The following is a 19,276-nucleotide window of genomic DNA, read 5'->3' as shown; positions in this document are numbered from 1 at the left end:
TCACTCCATGGGCGGCTATGGAACGACGCGCATCGGCATGAAATACCCCGAAGTGTTCGGCGCGCTCTATATTATGAGCCCGTGCTGCCTGTCGGCGCGCGGCGCGCCGCCGGCCGAGATCGGCAAGAAGCTGGAGGCGATTACCACCAAGGATGAGGCCGAAAAAGCCGACTGGATGAGCCGCGCCATGCTGGCCAGCGCCGCCGCCTGGTCGCCCGATCCCAAGGCGCCGCCGCTCTATCTCGATCTGCCGACCAAGGATGGCGCACCGCAGCCAGACGTGCTGGCCAAATGGGCCGCCAATGCGCCCCTGGCCATGGTGGATCAGTACATTTCCAATCTGAAGCAGTACAACGCCATCGCGATAGATGTCGGCGATCAGGACGGCCTGCGCATTGACGCCGCCAAGCTGCATGACATCTTGGATTCCTACGGCATCGCCAACAGTTTTGAGATCTATTCCGGCACCCACACCAGCGCCGTCGCCGACCGCTTCCAGAACCACGTCGTGCCGTTCTTCAGCCAACACCTTAAATTTGCAGAGGACTAGGCTCAGGACCTATTAAAATGTTGCCTAGTCGCTGAATGGCTGATCCACTCGTTGCATGGAGGTATGCGGCGATGGGTGATTTGTTTATGCTGAGCGAAGCTCAGATGCGTCGGATCGAACCATTCTTTCCTTTATCGCATGGTGTTCCGAGAGTTGATGACCGGCGGATCATCCCGCCCAAGGCCAATCGCAAGGCGATGATGCCTCACGACAAAGCGCTCTACAGGTGTCGGCACAAGATCGAAAATATGCTCGGAAAGCTGAGAGACTGGCGACGCATCCATACCCGCTATGACAGGTGCGCACTCACCTTCTTCTCAGCAATTGCCATTGCCGCCACCGTAATCTTCTAGCTCTAATCAATGAGTCCTGAGCCTATTTTCCACTATGAACCATGGTCAATAACTGCTGTTCGGCATCGTTTGTCGGCGCAAGCGTATTTGACTCCATTTAAATATCCCGATGTTTCTCCGCGCTTGATCGTCCCTTTAGCTGAAATAACAAGTGGGGCGGGACCAAAAAATCTATTGCGGTCAACGGCTGACGGTTTCTTGTTACTCGGCGTTTCGTTATCGCTGTCTTCGCGCGGGCTTGAAGTATGTTGAGTTGGATCAGGATGAAGCCCTACAAGTTTTGGGTTCGCTGGCGGCACATAGATATACTGTTGGGATGATGTTGCCGCCAAAAGCAGAAAAATCGCCAGAATTGCAGGGTCGGCCTTAGTTGCGTCTTGCGCGGCGGCCTGGGCCGAGGAGTGCGCCGCCGGGGTGAAGATAAGACAGGCCGCAAGGGCCAGCGTCGATGCGCCGCGTTTCAGCATAATGAGAGTCCCTGTAGGTCTTATTGATTTTGCACGCTATTTGATAGCGCTACCATTTGAATATCGTAAAACGCCTCCATATGAAAGCGACTTTCGGGGGGAACAGACGCCATCGCCCAGGCTTTTTCCAGCACTTGAGTTCGCTCCGGCGTTTGGTGTCTGTGGTTTCCTATCGTCTCTTTGCATTTGCCGCGCCTTCACAGGGCGCGATTTTATGTGACGGCGCGTAGCATGGCCGGCGTTCACAACCTCGTGAGGATACGCCATGTTCAAGCTCACCCGCTCCCGTCTCATGACCACGTCGGTTTGCGCCGCGTTAGCCGCCGGGGCTTTCAGCCTGTCGGCCTGCAACAAGACCCAGCAGACGCAAACCAGCGAAACCGCCAGCAGCGCCATGTCCGACGCAGGCGCCATGATGTCCGACACCGGCTCCATGATCGCCGACGCCGTGACGCCGGATACGCCGCAGGATTTCGTCAACAAGGCGGCGGTCGCCAATCAGTTTGAAATTGACGAAAGCCAGTTGGCGCTCAAGACGTCGAAAAACGCCGACGTCCTGGCCTTCGCCAGACGCATGGTCAAGGATCACACTGAGGCGGGCAAGGCTATGGCCGCCGCCGTCGCCAAATCCGGCGCGGTCACTGCGCCGTCCACGACGCTTGACGACGCGCATCAGTCGAAGCTGGACGACCTGAAGACCAAGACCGGCAAGGATTTTGACGACGATTACATCAGCGACCAGAAGGACGCGCACAGCGAAGCCGTCAGCCTGTTCGACAATTACGCCAAAAACGGCGACGATCCGGCTTTGAAAGATTTCGCCGCCAACACCTTGCCGACCCTGAAGGCGCATAAGGACGCCATCGACAAGATGTGACGCCAACGGGCGCGGCGAACGGACGCCGCGCCTGCGACCCGCCCAGCGACCGAATACCGCATTGCCCGTTTATAAATTTTGCGTTTCCCTATGCAGACAGGAGACGCATCATGACGGCCATAATCTACCATCTGATCGACAACAACACTGGCGAGGAAGTGTTCGCCTCAGAGGATTTCGCTTTCGTCGATCCTCCCGTCCCCAATCACATCATCCGCGATGAGGTTTTGCACGAGCGGTACGGCAGCCCGGCCATTGTCGATCGCGTGGAAAACCTGCCCGGCGGCGAGGTCAATGTCTATATCGACGGTTGGGAAGAGGTGACCAATCAGGACGCGCTCGACACGGACCCATCGTATCGCCGCTCCTGACCAAAACTCGTGGATTCGCCTGGCGATCTGCGCAACCGGCGCCCGGCGTCACACAACGATCCCTCCGCCGCCCGGTTTCAGCGGCCTGCGCGCCTCCAGCTTGTTGCGCAGCTTCAGCACGGCCAGCCGCTTGACGCCTTCTGGATCGTTGACCGGTCCGACCGCGATGGCTTCCTTGCCCGTCTCGGCGCAGGTCGCCGTGCATTTCAGATAGGCGCCGTTGCGTCGCAGTTCGATATAGACCTCGGCCATGCCGCCTACCCCCGTTCGCGCAGCAGCCTCGCCTTATCGCGCTGCCAGTCGCGATTGGCCTCGGTTTCGCGCTTGTCGTGGATCTTTTTACCCTTGGCCAAAGCGATCTCAAGCTTCACCATGCCCTTATCGTTGAAATAGAGCTTGGTCGGCACGATGGTCATGCCTTCGCGTTGGGTGGCGACGATGAAGCGGTGGATTTCCTTACGATGCAGCAGCAGTTTACGGATGCGGCGCGGCGCGTGGTTGAAGCGGTTGCCGTGGCCGTAGATCGGGATGTCGGCATTGATCAGGCACAGCTCGTCGCCTTCGACGCTGACATAGGATTCGGCGATGTTCGCCCGGCCCTGCCGCAGCGACTTCACCTCGGTCCCGGTCAGGGCAATGCCCGCCTCCAGATTATTCTCAAGGAAATAATCGAAGCGCGCCCGGCGGTTATCGGCGATGACTTTGAAATTGGATTGGGTTTCGGCCATGATCTTATTATCTCAGGCTTACCTATATAGGCGCGCCGTCGCTGAAAATCACCCCAGCCCCGCGACGGCCATCGCCTGATCGACCAGAGGGCGCACGGCCTGCGAACACGCCACGATCGGCAGACGCACCTCGTCCGTGCAAAGACCCAACCGGCTCATCGCATACTTGGTCGGCGACGGCGAAGCGTCGGCGAACAGAACCTTGTGCAGCCGGATCAGCTTATCCTGCCAGCCCAGCGCCGTCTCCCACGCCCCCTGCTGCACAGCCTGATAGAGCGCCACCATCGCGTCCGGCGCGACGTTCGAGGTCACCGAAATCACCCCATGCCCGCCATGCGCCATATAGCCAAGGAAGGTCGGATCGTCGCCAGAGATGAAAGAGAAGCCCGGTTCGATCTCAACGCGTAACTGGCTCATGCGGTCCAGCGCCCCGGTCGCGTCCTTGATGCCGACAATATTGGGCAGTTTCGACAGGCGCACGATGGTCTCATTGCTCATGTCGATCACGGTGCGGCCCGGCACATTATACAGTAGAACCGGAATCTGAACCGCGTCGTTCAGGGCCTTGAAATGCTGATATAAACCTTCCTGAGACGGCTTGTTGTAATAGGGAACCACCACCAGCACGGCGTCGGCGCCAACCGCCTTGGCGTGCTGCGCCAGCTCCAGAGTCTCGGCGGTGTTGTTCGAGCCCGCGCCCGCAATCACCCGCACGCGCCCGGCGGCGGTTTCGACGCACAGCTTCACGATCGCCTTGTGCTCGTCCATGCTCAGGGTTGAGGTTTCGCCCGTCGTGCCGACCGGCACCAGCCCGTCAACGCCCGCCGCAATCTGACGCTCGACCTGCGCCTTGAAGGCGTCGTAATCGACCTCGCCATTGCGGAAAGGCGTCACCAGGGCGGTAATGACTCCCTTGAACAGGGGGGCGGCAGTTGCGTCACTCATCGTAAATCCGTGATCCAGAACCGCGCCATAAAACGTGATGAGACAGCCGGAACTTGTGTCTTGGCCGCCGCATCCGGCGCAATCAATATGGAAATTAGCCTTAGGGCGACTGCGCTTTCGCCGCAATGGCTTTCTAAAAAGAAACTATCATCTATAGTCTTCGCACCGCGTCATGAAAGGATTCCCATGCCCTCCAGCCGCCGTCCCGTCAGCCCCTACCACAACCTGCGTCGGCTGGGTCTGATCTGCGGCGTCTGCGCCCTGGCCCTGACCGGGCCATCGCACGCGCAGGACGAAGACGGCGGCAGCCCCAATAGCGGCCCGATTCCTTATAACCAGCTCAGCACAACCCCGGAACCTGTGTCCGTCCACGGCCCGACGCCGCTGTCAGCCAGCGATTCGGCCCTGCTGGAACAGGCGCTTCAGGCGGTGAAGTCGCGCGATTTCGCTGGCGCCGACGCGATGTCCGCCAATCTCACCGATCCGGTGGCGCGCAAGATTCTTACCTGGACCATTATCAACAACAGCGTCGATAGCGGCGGCATCTATTCTTTCGCCCGTCTCGACGCCGCGCGCCGCGACCTGTGGGGCTGGCCACGCGCCAACAATCGCCAGATCGCCGCCGAAAAGATGATCGACTCAGCGGGCCTGACGCCGCAGCAGGTCGCCGACTGGTTCAACGGTGCGCCGCCGCAAAGCCTGCCGGGCGCAACCGCGCTGATCAACGCCTATATCGCGCTCAACCGCCTCCCCGAAGCGCAGGCCCTGGCGAAACAATGGTGGCGAACGCAGGTGTTCGACGCCACCGGCGAGGCCAACTTCTATCAGGCGTTTTCGCGTTTTCTGACGCCGGATGACAGCGCAGCGCGCGTGAACTGCCTGATTCTCGATACGCAGAACGCTTCGTCACAGACGATCAGCGCGATCCTGCCCTATGTCGATGCGACCACCGCCGCCGTGGCCAACGCGGCCATCGCCATGCGCTCCGGCGCCGCCAGCGCCGACGGCCTGTATCAAAGCGCATTGGCGCTCGATCCGCACAATAAGGTTCTGGCCTATGCCCGCGCCCGCTACCTGTCGTCCAAGGGGCTTGAGCCGCTCGGCTTCGGCCTGCTGGCCGATTTGCCACCCGCCTCGATGAGCCCCGGCGCAGCGACGCAGCTCTACCGCACGCGCCTCATCTATTTCCGCGCCGCGCTCAAGGCGGGCAATTATCCCGCCGCCTATGAGGCGATGAACAATGGCGGCTTCGACGGCGGCGAGCCGCAGGCCGAGGCCGACTTCTTCGCGGGCTGGATCGCGCTTGTGAAGCTGAACCGTCCCGACGACGCCATCACCCATTTCCAGGGCGTGGCGGCGGCGGGCACCTCGCCGATCACGCAGGGGCGCGCCGACTACTGGCTGGGCCGCGCCTACGAGGCCCGCAACCATCCCGGCGACGCGCAGATCGCCCACGACTGGTACGTCAAGGGCGGGCAATATATCTACGCCTTTTACGGCCAGATGGCCGCCGAAAAGGCGGGTGTGACGCAGATCTCGCTTGGCAAGGATCCGGTCCCTACGCCTGCCGATACGGCGCGCTTTGAAAGCCGCGAGGAGGTCAAGGCCGCCCGCATGCTGGGCGCTATCGGCGAGATGGGCCTGTTCCGCGCCATCGTTCTCGACCTCGACACCGTGCTGCCCAATGCCGAGGAGGAGGCGCTGCTGGTCGATCTGACCGCGACCTACGATACGCCGACCATCGCCATGAAGGTGGCGCGCATGTCGCTGCAACGCGGCTTCTACCTGCCCGAACGCGCCTTCCCGATCCGCGACGTGCCCAATGTTCCGGCCCCGGAAAAAGCCTATGTGCTGGCCATTACGCGCCAGGAATCGGGCTTTGATCCTTCCGTGCGTTCGGCGGCCAATGCGCGCGGCATGATGCAGTTGATCCCTTCGACCGCCCGCGCCGTCGCGAACCGGCTCGGCATCGGCTACTCCGAAAGCCAGCTTTACCAGCCCGACTACAATATGACGCTCGGCGCCTATCATCTGGGCGAACTGGTCAGCCGTATGGGCGGCTCCTACATCCTGGCCTCGGCGGGCTATAATGCCGGTCCCAGCCGCATGGGCCAGTGGGTCGCGCAGTGCGGCGATCCGCGCGGACAAGGCGCGGACGCCCTGTCCTTCATCGAGTGCATGCCGCTGACCGAGACGCGCAACTATATGATGCGCGTGACCGAGAACATGCGCGTCTATCGCGCCCGCCTGAACGGCGGAACCGCGCCGCTGACCGCGACGGCGGACATTACCCAGGGAACGCCGGGAAGCTTCGGCGCCTTTGACGCCACGGATGTCGGCGACGGCTCCCTGCCCGACGGCCCGATGTCCTATGCCGATTATCAAAAGGCGCAGGCTCAGGACGCCGTCGCAGCCGCCGCCCTCGCCGCTGCGCCCAAAGCCGCGCCAGCGCCGGAAAAGAGAACCGCAAAGAAAAAGAAGACGACAAGCAAGAAGAAGACGGCCACCCACGCGAAAAAGAGCGCCAGCAAGCACAAAAAGCGCCGCTAAGTCGTTTTGGACCACAGATGGTTCCCCTCTTCCTATAACCGCTTTACTCCCAAGCCCGGCGCGACTATGCGAACAGCATGATCATCACCGACACAGCCACCACCTTGCGCACAGCGCCCTGGGACGATTACGCGCTCGTCGATTCCGGCCATGGCCGCAAGCTGGAACGCTATGGCGACTTTCTGGTCGTGCGCCCGGAACCGCAATGCTGGTGGGCGCCGAAATATCCCGATCTCTGGGACCGGGCCGACGCCGAGTTTGACCCGTCCAATGACGAGGACGAAGGCCGCTGGACCTTTCGCCGCCGTCCGCCGGAACAGTGGGCGCTGTCGTGGCGGGATGTCAGCTTTTATGGCCGTTTCACCAGCTTCCGTCACCTTGCCTTCTTTCCTGAACAGGCCGCCAACTGGCAATGGCAGCGCGAGGCCATCGCCAAACGCCCCAATATGCGCGTCCTCAACCTGTTCGGCTATACCGGCGTCGCCAGTTTGAGCGCGGCGGCGGCGGGCGCAAAGGTCACCCATGTGGACGCCTCGAAAAAGGCCATCGGCTGGGCGCGCGACAATGCGGCCCTGTCGGGGATGCAGGACGCGCCGATCCGCTGGATCTGTGAGGACGCGCGCAAATATGTGCAGCGCGAGGTCAAGCGCGGCTCGAAATACGAAGGGATCATCCTTGATCCGCCGAAATACGGACGCGGCCCGACCGGCGAGGTCTGGCGTCTGTTCGAAGACCTGCCCGAAATGATCCATCTGTGCGCGCAGCTCCTCAGCGATGAGGCGGCCTTCCTGCTGCTCAACGCCTATGCGGCGCGCGTCTCCGGCCCGGCGCTGGCGCACCTCGTCGCCGAAGCGGTCGGCCCCGCGCGCGGCGGCCTCATCGACCACGGCGAACTGACCCTGATCGAAGACGCCCGCCCGCCAAAGGGCCAGAAGCCGTCTGCCTTGCCGCCGCGCGAGATCGGCCTGTCCTTCTTTGCGAGATGGCGCGATGCTTAAACAGATCACCTCGCTGACCAATCAGAGCGTGAAGGACATTCGCGCCCTGCATATGCGCAAAGAGCGCGAGGCGTCGGGCCGTTTTCTGGCCGAAGGGCTGAAGATCATTATCGACGCGCTCGATCAGGGCTATGCGCCGCGCATCCTGGTCTGCGGCCCGGAAGGCGCGGGCGGTCGCCATCCCATGCTGACGCGCGCCATCGACGCGACGCTTGCGGCCAAAGGCGAGGTTCTTGAGGTAACCCGCGAAATTCTTGAAAAAATTTCGCGTAAAGACAATCCGCAAATGGTCATGGCCGTGTTCGACCAGATGATGCGCGGCCTTGACGATATCGACCCGCAATCCGCCGATGTCTGGGTGGCTTTGGAGCAGGTGCGCGACCCCGGAAACTTAGGCACCATCATCCGCACCGCCGATGCGGCGGGCATTGGCGGGGTGATCCTGATCGGTGATTGCGTCGATCCGTTCTCAGTCGAAACCGTGCGCGCCACCATGGGCTCGATCTTCGCCCTGCCCATCGTCAAGTGCACGCGCGAGGCGTTTCTAGCCGACCGCCAACGCTGGACCGGCGCGGTGGTTGGCACGCTTCTGACCGCCACGTACAACCACCGCACCGCCGATTATCGCCGCCCCAGCCTGATCCTGATGGGGACGGAGCAGTCGGGCCTGACGCCGGAACTGGCCGCCATCTGCGACACCAACGTCAAAATCCCGATGCGCGGCCGCGCCGACAGCCTCAACCTGTCCGTCGCCACCGGCATCATGATCTACGCCGCGCAGGGACTGTAGGCGAGGCCGCCGGTGAAGTTCCGCCTCGACCCGTTCCTGACCGGCATGGTGGTCGCCATCGTTCTGGCCGCCCTGTTCCCCGCGCCCGGCGCGTCTGGCGGCTGGCTGCATCCTGACCTGCTCACCAAGGCCAGCATCGCCCTCGTCTTCTTCCTCAATGGCGCGGGCCTGTCCTTCAAGGCCCTGAAAGACGGCGTCCTCCGCTGGCGGCTGCACATCGCCATTCAGAGCGCAACCTTCCTGCTGTTCCCACTGATCGGGCTGGCGGCGCTGGCGGCGTTTGGAAGTTTCATCACCCCCGACCTGCGGCTCGGCTTTTTCTACTTGTGCGCCCTGCCCTCGACGGTCTCGTCCTCGGTCGCCATGACCGCCGCCGCGCGCGGCAATGTGCCGGTCGCCGTATTCAACGCCACCTTGTCCAGCCTGATCGGCATCTTCGCCACGCCCCTGTGGATGAGCCTGATGTTGAAGTCTTCCGGTCAACACCTCGATATCTTAAGCGTTTTCCTTGACCTGCTGATCTGGCTGGTCCTGCCGCTGATCGTCGGCCAACTGGCGCGCCCGCTGATCGGCGCAGTCCTCGCCCGCCACAAAAAGCTGACCCAGACCGCCGACCGCGGCGCTATTCTGCTGCTGGTCTATACCTCGTTCTGCGACTCGTTCATGCGCCATATCTGGAGCGATAACCGCCCCGCTGTCCTGCTGCTGGTCGCCGCCGCCACGCTCATCCTGTTCTTCCTTGTGCTCAACCTGCTCCTGTTCGCCTCAAAACGCCTCGGCGTGGACGCCCCGGCGCGCGCCGCCGTCGTCTTCTGCGGCACCAAGAAAAGTCTGGCGACCGGTGTGCCGATGGCCGCCCTGATCTTCGCGTCGCATCCGTCCAGCCTCGGTCTGATCCTGCTGCCGATCATGATCTACCATCCGCTGCAATTGCTGATCTGCACGCCGCTGGCGTCGCGATGGGCGAAACAGGCTGAAAATTAAAAAGATTTAAGGTTCTTCCGGTTCATTTTGCGTTCATATCATGCCGCATAGCCTGACAGCGCACTCAAGGGGGCACATCACATGAAAACCATCGCCACACTGGCCCTGCTGACCGGACTGGCCGTGATTTTAAGCGGCTGCATCGTCTATGTCAGCCCGGACAAGACCACCTTCCACAGCATGCACCATTACAAATCCGCACCGGAAAAGCCCGCGCCGGATGAAAAGCCCGCGCCGACCGGCGACGCGCCCGCCGCTTCGTAACTCAAGGGGACTAAAATGAAATCCATAGCCATTCTCGCCGGCGTGATCCTGATCGCCGCGTCTTTAAGCGGCTGCATCATCATCGACCGCAGCGGTGAAAACTTCACCCAGACGCATCGCTAACCGAAAGCCCGCCTCAGAGCGTTTCCCCAAAAAGTGGCTGCCACTTTTTGGATAAGGAAGAGCGACAAAACGAAAACTTAGAGCGCCGATCTGATTCCATCAGATCGGCGCTCTAATCAGCGGGCTTTTGCTATTGGCCGTTTATGTGGCTCCGCCTATGCTGGCGACGAATCGCAAGGAGTTCCCCATGAATCGCGTCACCTCCCTGATCCTGAAACTGCTCATCCTGCCGCTGATCGGCGTGGCCATGGCGGGCTGCATTACGATTTAAGTCCCTCTGGGCTTGGCCCGCGTCGTCGGGTCGGCCTCACGCGGATTTTCCGGCCAGACATGGCGCGGATAGCGGCCCTTCATCTCGATGCGCGCCTCACGCCATGAGCCGTCCCAGAAGGCGGGCAGGTCTTGGGTGATCTGAATGGGCCGATGCGCGGGCGACAACAGGGCCAGCGTCACCGGCGTACGTTGCGGCCCCACCGTCGGATGCTGCGTCACGCCATAAAGCTCCTGCACCCGCACCTCGACGCGCGGCCCGCCCTCGGCGGCGTAGTCGATGCGCATGTGCGAGCCGGTCGGCATTCTCAGCGTCTCCGGCGCCAGCTTGTCGAGCGCGCGCTGCTGCTCGTGACTGAGCAGGCCTTTCAAGCCTTGCGTCACCACATCGGCGCCCAGGCTCAGCATTGACCGCCCCGCCGCATACGGCCCCAGCCAGTCGGCCAGCCCTGCCAGCAGCGCCTCATCCGACATATCCGGCCAGGTTTCGTCCTGACCGCGCAGGAAGGCCACGCGCGCCCGAAAGCTCTCAGCGTGATCGGAAAATTTCAGCGCCTTCAGCCCCTTGGCGCGTATCTCCTCAGCCTCGACCTCAACCAGCATGTCAGGCGGAACCCGGTCCAGCGGTTTTGACGCCAGCACTAGCGCGCCGAGCCGCGTCTCCTCGAATGCGCGAAAGCCAGACCCGCCGCGCTGCAAGGCGATTGTCGTCTCCAGCCGGTCGGCGAACAGATGGCGCACCTCATCCGCGCTCAGCGCCGCCCCCAGCAAAACCCGATCGCGATCCTTGCCGCCGCCGAGGTCGCCGACCGCCAGAAACTCGGCGCGCGCCAGCGCATCGTGCTCATCGACATAGCAGCCGCGTCCATTGGCCATCACAAACTGGCCCGGCTTGTCGCGCGCTTTGGCGACCCGCTCAGGGAAACATTCGGCCAGCAGATGATGCGCGAAACTGCGCCCGCCCGCCTGTTTGGCGCGCGCGCCGACCAGAGCAGCCGCCGACTTCGCCCAGCCCTCGGCCAGCCTCCGCGCCTGCGTCACCTTGGCCGATGTATCGCGCGCCAGCGCCGCCAGCCGCGCGTCCAGATCGACGCTGCGACCGCCGACGCCGTTCTCGCTCAAAAGCACGGCCAGTTGCGCCCCCGTCTCCGCTGCGCCCGCCTCTGCGGCCTTGAGCAGCATGTGCGCCAGACGCGGCGCCATCGGCAACTGCGCCATGAGACGACCATGCCCGGTCAAATCACCCGCCGCATCCAGCGCGCCCAGAGCCTGCAACAGCCGAACCGCCTCACTCATAGCGGCGGAGGGCGGATGATCGAGCAGGGACAGGCCTTGCGTCGATTTCGCGCCCCATAGCCGCAAGGACAGAGCCAGTTGCGACAGGTCCGTCTCCAATATTTCCGGCCGTGCGAACGGGATCAGCGAGCGATCCTGCTCGGCGTCCCACAGTCGGTAGGCGTCGCCAGCCTGCGTGCGCCCCGCGCGACCGCGCCTCTGGTCCGCCGAAGCCTTCGACACGCGCTCGGTGACAAAGCGCGTCACGCCGCGCGCCGGATCGAACCGTCCTAATCGCGACAGGCCGCAATCGACCACCATCGCCACCTTGTCGAGCGTCAGCGAGGTTTCGGCGATGGCCGTCGCCAGCACGATCTTGGGCCGCCCCGGCGCATTTTTCGCCAGCGCCGCCTGCTGGTCGCGAAACTCCATCGCGCCGTAAAGTTTATGCACCTCAATATGCGGCGGCAGGCCGCTCTCATCGAGGTTGCGCGCCACGCGGTGAATCTCGCCCTGCCCCGGCAGAAAGACCAGCATGGTCTCGGCGCGTTCCGGCGTCAGTTTCACCGACAGACGCGCCACATGCCGCGCGATATCGGCCTCCATCAACAGGTTCTGGTCGCGGCCCAGATAATGGGTGTCTATCGGAAAGGTCCGCCCCTGCGATTCGAACCGTCCGGCTTCGGGCAGCAGCTCCAGCACGCGGTCGCCGTCGAGGGTCGCGGACATGACGATCAGGCGTAAATCCTCGCGCAGCACGCCTTGCGCATCGCGGGCGAAGGCGAGGCCCAGATCGGCGTCGAGACTGCGTTCGTGAAACTCGTCGAAGATCACGCAGGCCACGCCCTCCAGCGCCGGATCATCGAGAATGCGGCGGCTGAAAATGCCCTCGGTTACGACCTCGATGCGGGTTTTCGGCCCGATCCGGCTTTCGTCGCGCACCCGGAAGCCGACCGTCTCGCCCACGCGCTCGCCCAGAGTCTCAGCCATGCGCGCCGCCGCCGCCCGCGCCGCCAGACGCCTCGGCTCCAGCAAAACGATGGACTGGCCCTCTAGCCACGGCGCATCGAGCAGGGCCAGCGGCACGCCGGTCGTCTTACCCGCCCCCGGCGGCGCAATGATCAGCGCGGTGTTCGACACATCGGCCAGATGCGCTTTGAGCGCCGGAAATATCTCTTCAACAGGTAGCATCAGCGTCCAACAAAAAACCGCCCCGGTTTAGGGCGGTTTCCTGTTTCTGCAAAGCGCTTACTCAATCGGCGGCACGGACGGCGGCGGAATATCATCGTCCATTTCATGCACCTCGACCACGCCACGGCGCACATTCGACTTCCAGAAGCCGTAGCAGAAGTAGAGCACGAGGCCAATCGCGGTCCAACCGAAGAAGACAAACCATGACGTCTTGTCCAGATTTATGAACAGCAGAGCGCAACCCGCAATCGACAGCGGCGCGACCACGAACAGCAACGGCGTACGGAAAGGACGCGCGCGGGTCTTGTCGGTGAAACGCAGAATCATGACACCCAGCGACGCTGCTGCGAAAGCAAACAATGTCCCGGCATTGGAATAGTCAGCCAGCGAGTCGACAGGCAGGAAGGCTGCCGCCACGGCCACGAACACGCCAGTAACGAGGGTGATGATCCACGGAGTCTTAAATTTACGATGAACCGCCGATAAACCTTTGGGTAGCAGACCGTCACGCGCCATCACGAAGAAGACGCGGGTCTGTCCATACATCATTAAGAGCACGACCGAAGGCAAGGCGAACGTCGCAGCTAGACCGACCAGATAACCGAAAATCGGATTATGCGGCACAACTTCGTGCAGGACATAAGCCAATGCCTCCTTCGAACAAACCAACGGAGCGTGCGCAGAGGTACAAGCGGCGCTGGCATACATCTTTGTAGCATTGGAAAAGAAAGTGCCGGTTTCAGGATCGACCAACGGCTGCGCACCGAATGAACCGATCACGCCGCCCGCCACCAGCAGATAGAAGATGGTGCAGATGATCAGCGAGCCAATTAAGCCGATTGGCACATTACGTTGCGGGTTCTTGGTTTCCTCGGCGGCGGTCGAAACCGCGTCGAAGCCGACATAGGCGAAGAAAATCGAGGCCGCCGCGCCGAGTACGCCTGTACCGGTTCCATTCAGCGGATTACCCCAACCGCGTGGTGTAAAAGGGTGGAAGTTGCTCATATGGCCGGTGGCCATCGGCAAAGTGATGACTATGAACAGAGTCAGCGCCGCGATCTTGATAGCGACCAGAATGGCATTGGCCGTGGCGCTTTCTCTTGTACCGATAACCAATAAGCTTGTAACGGCGACAGTGATCAGCACTGCGGGCAGGTTTATAAAGCCTCCAACTTCGCCTCCTTTGAGAAAACCCACGGAAATTGGAGGACCGACTGTAAGGGCATGGGGGATGTGAAGCCCAACACTATCCAGGAAACCGACAATATGGCCGGACCAGCCCACCGCCACGGCGGAGGCGCCCAGCGCATATTCCAGAATCAAGGCCCAGCCGACCAGCCAGGCCACCAGTTCGCCCATCACGGCGTAGGAATAGGTATAGGCCGAACCCGCCACCGGCACCATCGAGGCCAGTTCGGAATAGCACAGGGCCGCCACGGCGCAGACCAGACCCGCGATGATGAAGGAGATCATCATGCCCGGACCGGCCTTTTGCGCCGCCGCAGCTGTCAGCACGAAAATCCCGGTCCCGATCACCGCGCCGATCCCCAGCAGGGTCAGTTGCACGGCCCCCAGCGACCTGTGCAGCGACTTTTTCTCGGCTGTCGCGAGGATCGCATCCAGCGGCTTAATGCGCCATAAGCTCATTTTTCACCTTTTTTGTTGATTATTTTCAAGCCCATACGCCCCTTTTCAGCCTCTGCGCGGGCCTCGATGGGGTTGAGCCTATAACGCATAAATTAAATCTGCAACTATCTTTGCTTAACGGATGATTGCGCCCGTCCCCGCCGCTTGCCATAAGCGCACAGCTATCGTCTTAGAATGAGTCCAGCATGTCCGATCCGTCGATCAGCCTGTTCGTCGCCCCCGTCACGCCGTTGCAGCAGAACTGTACGGTCGTCTGGTGCAATAAGACGAAGGCCTGCGCGATCATCGACCCCGGCGGCGATCTCGACCCGATATTGCATGAAATCGAACGGCGCGGGCTTAAGCTGGAAAAGATCTGGGTCACGCACGGCCATGCCGACCATGCGGGCGCCACCGCCGAACTGAAGCGCCGCACCGGCGCGCTCATCGAAGGCCCGCACCGCGACGATCAGTTCTGGATCGACCGCATCCCCGAAGACGCCGCGCGCTGGGGGCTGGAGGGCGAAAGCTTCACCCCCGACCGCTGGCTTGAGGACGGCGATACGGTCCAGCTTGGCGAGACGCAATGGCGGGTGATCCACTGCCCTGGCCACACGCCCGGTCATGTCGTCTTCTATCAACCCGACAGCCAGTTCGCTCAGGTTGGCGACGTCCTGTTCCGCGGCTCCATCGGCCGCACCGACTTCCCGCGCGGCGACCACGCCGATTTGCTTAACGCCATCACGCAGAAACTCTGGCCTTTAGGCGATGTCCGCTTCGTCTGCGGCCACGGCCCGATGTCGAGCTTCAACATTGAGCGCCAGTCCAACCCCTTCGTCGCCGACCAGGTCATCGCCAGGGCAGGTCCCAACACGCAAGGCCCCGGTTAGACCTTATCTGCGACCGGCTTATGCTCGGTCTTGTCCCAGTGAAACGGCCGCGCGAACAACTGATAGAGCGCAAACACCGCCGCCAGGGTCTGCAAACCCCAGTAAAACGGCGCCGTCGCCAGATCTCCGATCCGCACCCGCAGGCCCGCGCGCCTCTGCCCGACCACCAGCGCGCACAGCGCCGCCGCATTGCCCAGCACGAACAGCAAAAGATCGGCCAGCCCCGGCGCAATGACCGCGCGCGCCGGATCGCACAAAGCCTGCAAGCTGTAGAGCGTCAGCGTCGCCAGCATCATCACGCTCAGCGGCGCATAGGCCAGAGCCGCCAGCACGCTCATCCCGACGCCCAGCCCCAGCCCCGCCCAGACGCGCGCGCTGCGCTTGACGCGCGTATGCACCAAAAGGGTCTGCATATAGCCCTTGATCCAGCGCGTCCGTTGCGGCAGCCACGACCGGCTGCATCCGGTCGGCGTCTCCGACGTCGGACTGCGCAACAGGCCGCTTTCATAGCCCGCCGCCGCCAGCCGCACGCCCAGATCGGCGTCCTCGGTGACATTGTGCGCATCCCATCCGCCCAGCTTCTTCAACGGCTCGACGCGAAAATGATTGCTGGTCCCGCCCAGCGGAAACGGCAGCCCGATCCGCGCCATAGCGGGCAGAATCACATCGAACTGCACCGCATATTCGGCGGCGAACTGGCGCGCGATAAAGCCGTCCGCGCCAACGGGCCGCAGCGGCGCCTGCAAACAGATCAGACGCGGCGATCCGGCGGCGAAGGCGCGCGCCGCCTCCAGCAACTGCCCCGGATCGGGCCGGTCCTCGGCGTCATAGACCACGAGCAGGTCGCCGCGCGCCTCGGCCAGCGCGTAGTTCAGCGCGCGCGGCTTGGTGCGCGGAAAACCGGGCGGCGTCAGCGACAGCCGCACATACTCCGGCAGGTCCAGTCCACGCAGGGCGTTGATGGTCTCCGCATCGTCGGCCTCCAGCGCGAACACGATGTCCAGCCGGTCCTTCGGATAACGCAGCGCCAGCATGGCCGCCAGCACCTGCGCCGCGATTCCCGCCTCATGATAGAGCGCCACGATCACCGTGTAACGCGGCAACAGGCCCGGATGCAGATACGGCGTCTTACCGCCCGTCAGCGGCGTCAGCGCCGCCGCCAGCCGCAAACCGGCATTGCCTGCAAACAGCACCCAGAGCAGCAGATAGACCACCTCTCCCGTCGCGCCCGGCGCCAGCCCGACCGCCAGCGCCAGCGCCGCCGCAAACCCGGCCACAGCCCAGCCCTGCGCCCGCGTCAGCCGGATACGCGCCGAACTTTCCGCGGCAATGTCCCGTAACGGCGTCCGCCGCCGCCGCAAGGGCCGCGCGCCCGGAAAAAGATGGATGCGAGCGGTTCCTGTGCGCCCAGAATCCTTATAGACCTGTCCACGTTCGAAGGATTCGGGTCTCAAAGCCCTGTTCATCGCGCCCCCGCATCTCATCCCCGGATAACAGGGTTAATGAAAGACGGGTTTTCATCAGGGGTAACAGCAATTGTCGGTGGCGCCGCTGCGAAAAATACTCGCCTTATGCGCGATTATTCTTCTTGCCTTCAGCGCCGCGCCCGCTCTGGCGCGCGGCCCCACCCTCGTCTCGCTCGACGAATGCGCCGATCAATATGTGCTGGGTCTGGTCGAGCGCGACCGCGTTCTGGCCCTGTCCGATCATGCGCGCTACGCCGATTCCTGGTTTCGCGACCGCGCGCAGGGGCTGCGCCGCGTCAAGCCGCGCCTCGAATCCGTCCTCGCCCTGCATCCTGACATGGTCGTGCGCACCTGGGGCGGCGATCTGCGCCTGATTCAGGAACTGCAACGACGTGGGATCAAGGTCATCAATATTGACGACGTCCAGTCCTTCGCCGCCGCCCGCGCTCAGCTTTTCAAGGTCGGCGACGCCCTCGACGCCGAGGCGGGCGCCCAGATCGCCGCACACAAGTTCGATGAAGCCCAGTCGCAGGTGCGCAATATCGGCCACGGCCGGACCGTGCTGTACTACACCCCGACCGGAACCAGCGCAGGCGCCGACACCCTGACCGGCGACATGCTGACCACACTGGGCTTTCGACTGGCGACGACGCAGAAGGGCTATTTTCCCATCTCGCCGGAAGCGCTGATCGCCATGAAGCCCGACGTGTTCGCGCTCGGCTATTATGACGACCGCTACGCCATGCGGCGCGTGCCGGGCCGTCAGCCTCTGGTGCGCGCCCTGATCCAAAAGACGCCGCATTTCGCCCTGCCCGACGCCGCCATGGCCTGCGGCGGCTGGTTCAGCATCTACGCCCTGCGCGACCTCTCTCAGGAGACAAACCCCTGATGAATCTGTCCCTGACCGCCCTGATGAGCTGGCTGGGCGCCTTCGTCGCCGCGCTGATCGCGCTGCTGCTGCTGTTCGGCGACGTCCCCCTCAGCGGCGGCATGTGGCTCGACGCCCTGATCCACTGGAAGTCGATCGGCGCCGAGATCGTCTGGGGCATCCGCCTGCCGCGCAATCTGGCCGCCGCCGGGGTCGGCGCCATGCTGGGCATGAGCGGCGCCCTGATGCAGGGCCTGTTGCGCAATCCGCTGGCCGAACCCGGCCTGCTCGGCGTCTCGGCGGGCGCAGGCCTCGGCGCCGCCATCGCCATCGTGCTGGGCCTCGGCCTGCTCGACTTCGCCGTCGCCGGTTTCGCTCTGATCGGGGCGACGATGGTGGCCATCATCCTGCTCGTCTTCGTCGAGCGCTTCCCGCAGCGCCAGTCGCTGATCCTGCTCGGCGTCGGCCTGTCGGCCCTGTGCGGCGCGCTGATGGCGCTGGTCTTCAACCTGTCGCCCTCGCCGGTCACCACCGCCGAGATGCTGGGCTGGATGATGGGCTCGGTCGAGAACCGCAATATCTGGGACGTGCTGATGTGCCTGCTCGGCCTCGCCATTGCGGGCGGCCTGAGCTTCCGGCTGGCGAAGGGCCTGCGCTATCTGACGCTGGGCGAAGAAACCGCGCGCTCAATGGGGGTGGATATGGTGCGGCTGACGCAAGTTGTGGTGATCGGCGCCAGCCTGCTGGCCGGCCTGTCGGTGGCGGTGGCGGGCGTGATCGGCTTTGTCGGCCTGGCCGCGCCGCATTTCGTGCGCGCCATGGGCGTCAAGGATCCCTACCGGCTGATCGCGCCCTCGGCCCTGACCGGCGCCATCATTGTGCTGATCGCCGACGCGCTGGTGCGCATGATCCCCGCGACCGGCGAGCTGCGCCTCGGCGTCGTCACCTCGCTGGTCGGCGCCCCCTTGTTCGCCCTGCTGGCCTGGCGCAGCGCCAAATCCTGGATGCAGGACTAGATCATGCTGAAACTTGACCATGTCAGCGTCAAACTCTCCGGCCAAGAGGTCGTGCGCGGCGTCAGCGCGGACCTCCTGCCCGGCAGGCTCTATGTCATGGTCGGCCCCAATGGCGCGGGCAAGACCACGCTTTTGAAGGCGATGGCCGCCCTGCTGCCGCTCAGCGCAGGCGAGATCGCGCTCGATGACAAGCTCATCAAGGACATGCCGCCGCCGATCCGCGCCGGTCATATCGCCTATCTGCCGCAGGAGCGCTCGATCGCCTGGGACTTGCCGTGCGTCGATATCGCTGCGCTCGGCGCCCAGCATCTGACGCCGGACCTGGCCCGCCAGCGCGCCTTCAACGAACTGGAGGCGCTGGGCCTGCATGAGGTCTGCGACCGCGGCGTCTTCGGCCTTAGCGGCGGTCAGCGCGCCCGCGTCCTGCTGGCGCGCGTGCTGGCCAGTCCGGCCTCAACCCTGCTGCTCGACGAACCGCTGATCGCGCTCGACCCGGCCTGGCAGAGACAGGTGCTGATCCGCCTGAAACAACGCGCCGCCGAAGGCCAGACCATCGTTCTCTCCCTGCACGACCTGCACCTGGCCGCGCAATTCGCCGACGACATCCTGCTGATGCACAAGGGCGAACTCAAAGCCCTGGCCGCTCCGGAAAAGGTCTTCACCGAAACCCACCT

Annotated in this window: 19 protein-coding genes and 1 pseudogene; 13 read left to right on the top strand and 7 right to left on the bottom strand. The window is 63.3% G+C overall.

Annotated features, from left to right (window positions below):
* Both ACTHLA_RS11790 and ACTHLA_RS11785 read left to right on the top strand, forming a co-directional pair.
* Nucleotides 1-550: alpha/beta hydrolase-fold protein (locus ACTHLA_RS11790; RefSeq protein WP_440189229.1), on the top strand; the 550-nt coding region annotated here is incomplete at its 5' end.
* Between the two features lie 230 nt (nucleotides 551-780).
* Nucleotides 781-903, top strand: a pseudogene (locus ACTHLA_RS11785) (IS5/IS1182 family transposase); the annotation flags it as partial.
* A gap of 32 nt (nucleotides 904-935) precedes the next feature.
* On the opposite strand, the gene ACTHLA_RS11780 reads toward ACTHLA_RS11785, so the two are convergent.
* Entirely contained in the window at nucleotides 936-1,370 is a 435-nt protein-coding gene (locus tag ACTHLA_RS11780) for a hypothetical protein (protein WP_440189226.1), read from the bottom strand.
* Between the two features lie 265 nt (nucleotides 1,371-1,635).
* Between ACTHLA_RS11780 and ACTHLA_RS11775 the strand changes: the two genes are divergently transcribed.
* Together ACTHLA_RS11775 and ACTHLA_RS11770 are read left to right on the top strand one after the other, a co-directional pair.
* Nucleotides 1,636-2,247 (top strand): DUF4142 domain-containing protein, encoded by a 612-nt coding sequence (locus tag ACTHLA_RS11775; protein WP_440189223.1) that lies wholly within the window; start codon nucleotides 1,636-1,638, stop codon nucleotides 2,245-2,247.
* A 110-nt stretch (nucleotides 2,248-2,357) separates the two neighbouring features.
* Nucleotides 2,358-2,618 carry a hypothetical protein gene (locus ACTHLA_RS11770; protein ID WP_440189220.1) on the top strand — a complete coding sequence of 87 codons (261 nt, stop codon included), beginning with the start codon at nucleotides 2,358-2,360 and terminating at the stop codon, nucleotides 2,616-2,618.
* A 48-nt stretch (nucleotides 2,619-2,666) separates the two neighbouring features.
* Here the strand turns inward: ACTHLA_RS11770 and ACTHLA_RS11765 are convergent, their stop codons facing one another.
* Genes ACTHLA_RS11765 through dapA form a run of 3 tightly spaced genes read right to left on the bottom strand, consistent with a single transcriptional unit; the run spans nucleotide 2,667 to nucleotide 4,291 of the window.
* Nucleotides 2,667-2,870, bottom strand: a complete 204-nt coding sequence (locus ACTHLA_RS11765) for a DUF6898 family protein (RefSeq protein ID WP_440189217.1) — start codon at nucleotides 2,868-2,870, stop codon at nucleotides 2,667-2,669.
* A 5-nt stretch (nucleotides 2,871-2,875) separates the two neighbouring features.
* Nucleotides 2,876-3,346 carry an SsrA-binding protein SmpB gene (smpB, locus tag ACTHLA_RS11760; RefSeq protein ID WP_440189214.1) on the bottom strand — a complete coding sequence of 157 codons (471 nt, stop codon included), beginning with the start codon at nucleotides 3,344-3,346 and terminating at the stop codon, nucleotides 2,876-2,878.
* Between the two features lie 48 nt (nucleotides 3,347-3,394).
* Nucleotides 3,395-4,291, bottom strand: coding sequence for a 4-hydroxy-tetrahydrodipicolinate synthase (dapA, locus tag ACTHLA_RS11755; RefSeq protein ID WP_440189211.1), 897 nt, complete (start codon nucleotides 4,289-4,291; stop codon nucleotides 3,395-3,397).
* 186 nt (nucleotides 4,292-4,477) lie between these two features.
* Here dapA and ACTHLA_RS11750 point away from each other — a divergent pair, with 186 nt between their 5' ends.
* The 5 genes from ACTHLA_RS11750 (at nucleotide 4,478) to ACTHLA_RS11730 (ending at nucleotide 9,877) form a co-directional block, all read left to right on the top strand.
* Complete coding sequence (locus ACTHLA_RS11750; RefSeq protein ID WP_440189208.1) at nucleotides 4,478-6,841, top strand: transglycosylase SLT domain-containing protein; 2,364 nt, start codon at nucleotides 4,478-4,480, stop codon at nucleotides 6,839-6,841.
* Nucleotides 6,842-6,918: 77 nt separating this feature from the next.
* Entirely contained in the window at nucleotides 6,919-7,839 is a 921-nt protein-coding gene (locus ACTHLA_RS11745; RefSeq protein ID WP_440189205.1) for a class I SAM-dependent methyltransferase, read from the top strand.
* On the top strand, nucleotides 7,832-8,629 hold the full coding sequence (locus ACTHLA_RS11740; protein WP_440189202.1) for a TrmH family RNA methyltransferase: 798 nt from the start codon (nucleotides 7,832-7,834) through the stop codon (nucleotides 8,627-8,629). Before ACTHLA_RS11745 ends, ACTHLA_RS11740 begins: the two co-directional genes overlap by 8 nt.
* Before the next feature lie 12 nt (nucleotides 8,630-8,641).
* Entirely contained in the window at nucleotides 8,642-9,613 is a 972-nt protein-coding gene (locus ACTHLA_RS11735) for a bile acid:sodium symporter family protein (RefSeq protein WP_440189199.1), read from the top strand.
* 81 nt (nucleotides 9,614-9,694) lie between these two features.
* Complete coding sequence (locus tag ACTHLA_RS11730; protein WP_440189197.1) at nucleotides 9,695-9,877, top strand: hypothetical protein; 183 nt, start codon at nucleotides 9,695-9,697, stop codon at nucleotides 9,875-9,877.
* 390 nt (nucleotides 9,878-10,267) lie between these two features.
* On the opposite strand, the gene hrpB is transcribed toward ACTHLA_RS11730, so the two are convergent.
* Both hrpB and ACTHLA_RS11720 read right to left on the bottom strand, forming a co-directional pair.
* Nucleotides 10,268-12,736 (bottom strand): ATP-dependent helicase HrpB, encoded by a 2,469-nt coding sequence (gene hrpB, locus ACTHLA_RS11725; RefSeq protein WP_440189194.1) that lies wholly within the window; start codon nucleotides 12,734-12,736, stop codon nucleotides 10,268-10,270.
* A gap of 57 nt (nucleotides 12,737-12,793) precedes the next feature.
* Complete coding sequence (locus ACTHLA_RS11720; RefSeq protein WP_440189191.1) at nucleotides 12,794-14,383, bottom strand: amino acid permease; 1,590 nt, start codon at nucleotides 14,381-14,383, stop codon at nucleotides 12,794-12,796.
* A gap of 185 nt (nucleotides 14,384-14,568) precedes the next feature.
* Between ACTHLA_RS11720 and ACTHLA_RS11715 the strand changes: the two genes are divergently transcribed.
* The gene (locus tag ACTHLA_RS11715; RefSeq protein ID WP_440189188.1) at nucleotides 14,569-15,252 is read left to right on the top strand and encodes an MBL fold metallo-hydrolase; all 684 of its coding nucleotides are present in this window, start codon (nucleotides 14,569-14,571) and stop codon (nucleotides 15,250-15,252) included.
* Here ACTHLA_RS11715 and ACTHLA_RS11710 read toward each other — a convergent pair.
* Nucleotides 15,249-16,529 carry a glycosyltransferase family 2 protein gene (locus ACTHLA_RS11710; RefSeq protein WP_440189185.1) on the bottom strand — a complete coding sequence of 427 codons (1,281 nt, stop codon included), beginning with the start codon at nucleotides 16,527-16,529 and terminating at the stop codon, nucleotides 15,249-15,251. The two genes, ACTHLA_RS11715 and ACTHLA_RS11710, sit on opposite strands and share 4 nt — an antisense overlap.
* 265 nt (nucleotides 16,530-16,794) lie before the next feature.
* On the opposite strand from ACTHLA_RS11710, the gene ACTHLA_RS11705 reads away from it, so the two are divergent.
* From ACTHLA_RS11705 to ACTHLA_RS11695, 3 genes are all read left to right on the top strand, one after another.
* On the top strand, nucleotides 16,795-17,607 hold the full coding sequence (locus tag ACTHLA_RS11705) for an ABC transporter substrate-binding protein (RefSeq protein WP_440189182.1): 813 nt from the start codon (nucleotides 16,795-16,797) through the stop codon (nucleotides 17,605-17,607).
* Nucleotides 17,607-18,602: a FecCD family ABC transporter permease gene (locus ACTHLA_RS11700; protein WP_440189178.1), complete on the top strand. Its 996-nt coding sequence runs from the start codon at nucleotides 17,607-17,609 to the stop codon at nucleotides 18,600-18,602. The genes ACTHLA_RS11705 and ACTHLA_RS11700 overlap by 1 nt, the downstream gene beginning before the upstream one ends.
* 3 nt (nucleotides 18,603-18,605) lie before the next feature.
* Nucleotides 18,606-19,276: ABC transporter ATP-binding protein (locus ACTHLA_RS11695; protein WP_440189175.1), on the top strand; the 671-nt coding region annotated here is incomplete at its 3' end.

Origin of the sequence: Asticcacaulis sp. (assembly GCF_051956075.1) — a bacterium.
Lineage (GTDB): Bacteria > Pseudomonadota > Alphaproteobacteria > Caulobacterales > Caulobacteraceae > Asticcacaulis.
Note: the sequence above shows the minus strand (reverse complement) of the source record. Positions and strands in the feature narration are given on the sequence as shown.